This is a genomic window from Azospirillum sp. B506 (assembly GCF_000333595.1).
GTDB lineage: Bacteria > Pseudomonadota > Alphaproteobacteria > Azospirillales > Azospirillaceae > Azospirillum.
This window is the reverse complement of sequence record NZ_BADK01000586.1, coordinates 1-1,460: the sequence shown is the minus strand read 5'-3', so window position 1 is coordinate 1,460 and position 1,460 is coordinate 1. Positions and strand designations below refer to the sequence as shown.

Here is a 1,460-nt window from a genome sequence, read left to right as displayed (position 1 = left end):
CTTCGTTCGGATTTCGCCGGATCACGGCACGGCGCTGGACATCGCCGGGACCGGCAAGCCCAACGCGACCAGCCTGATCGCGGCGCTGAAGACCGCCGCCCGGATGGCACGGAACCGACAACGGGCCGCCAATCCCTGACCGGACGTCGCAGAAATGAAAAAGGAGCGCCGATGCGCTCCTTTTTTGTCGGCTTCCGGTGAGGTCAGCCCCGGTCGTCGGGATCATACATCGTCGGACCGCTCTGGTGATCGTGGTGGGGCGGCGCCTGATCGCGGTGGTGATGGGTACGGGCGATGAAGGGCGCCAGATCCTGCAGCTCGATGAAATTGTCCGCCTGACGGCGCAGCTCGTCGGCGACCATCGGCGGCTGCGAGCGCACGGTGCTGACGACGCTGAAGCGCACGCCCTTGCGCTGCACCGCCTCCACCAGCCGGCGGAAATCGCCATCGCCGGAGAAGAGCAGGATGTGGTCGACATGATCGGCCATCTCCATCACGTCGATGGCCAGCTCGATGTCCATATTGCCCTTGATCTTGCGCCTGCCCGAGGCGTCGGTGAACTCCTTGGTCGGCTTGGTCACCATGGTGTACCCGTTGTAGTCGAGCCAGTCGACCAGCGGGCGGATCGGGGAATATTCCTGATCTTCAACAAGAGCGGTGTAGTAGAAGGCGCGCACGAGCCTGCCTTCTCCCGCAAAGCCGTCACGCAACCTTTTGTAATCAATATCAAAGCCCAATGAGCGCGCTGCGGCGTAGAGGTTGGCGCCATCGATAAAAAGCGCGAGACGCTCTTCTTTGTAAAACAACTTGCTGACATCACGCGGCAAAGTCGAATTGCGGTCCAATGCCAGGATCCTTTCGTCGCTGCTTGTTAAAAATTCACGGAACATGCGCAAATGTCCGCGTTCCAATTTTGAAATTTAGGGTATAGGGCATGAACATACAAGAGGGCAACTGTTGCCTATTATCCCCGACGGCGATCCAGTCATGGACGGCGAAGCCACTTGCGGCTTTCCCTTGGCGCAATGCAGCAGCGCTGTGGTTCGCGCTTGCACCTATCGGGCCACATCCATATAGTCTAGAGCCTCCTTTGAATCCGGAGTTCGTCTGGCATGGCCCGCGTTACCGTTGAAGATTGCGTCCTGAAGGTTCCGAACCGTTTCGAGCTGGTCATGATGGCCGCCCAGCGCGCCCGTGAGGTCGCCAGTGGCGCTCCGCTGTCGATTGACCGCGACAACGACAAGAACCCGGTCGTGGCGCTCCGCGAGATCGCGGACGAGACGGTGTCTCTGGATTATCTGAAGAACGCCCTGATCAAGGGCCACCAGAAGCATGTCGAGCCGGACGAGCCGGAAGAAGAGATCGTCGAGCTGATGGCCGGCGAGAACGACTGGGCCGCCCGTGGCAACAACTCGCTCGGCGACGAAGACGGCATGAGCGAGAGCGACGGCGAAGAGCTG

General features: G+C 60.5%; 3 protein-coding genes. 2 read left to right on the top strand and 1 reads right to left on the bottom strand.

All coding sequences use genetic code 11. The features are described from left to right. Positions 1 to 139 (top strand): 4-hydroxythreonine-4-phosphate dehydrogenase PdxA (locus I71_RS36090; protein WP_199902200.1); only part of this gene is annotated, 139 nt, incomplete at its 5' end. Positions 140 to 203: 64 nt separating this feature from the next. On the opposite strand, the gene I71_RS17150 is transcribed toward I71_RS36090, so the two are convergent. Next, a complete protein-coding gene (locus I71_RS17150; protein WP_042696055.1) occupies positions 204 to 806 on the bottom strand; it encodes an NYN domain-containing protein in 603 nt (200 codons plus the stop codon). A gap of 306 nt (positions 807 to 1,112) precedes the next feature. Here I71_RS17150 and rpoZ point away from each other — a divergent pair. Further along, positions 1,113 to 1,460: DNA-directed RNA polymerase subunit omega (rpoZ, locus tag I71_RS17145; RefSeq protein WP_042696054.1), on the top strand; the 348-nt coding region annotated here is incomplete at its 3' end.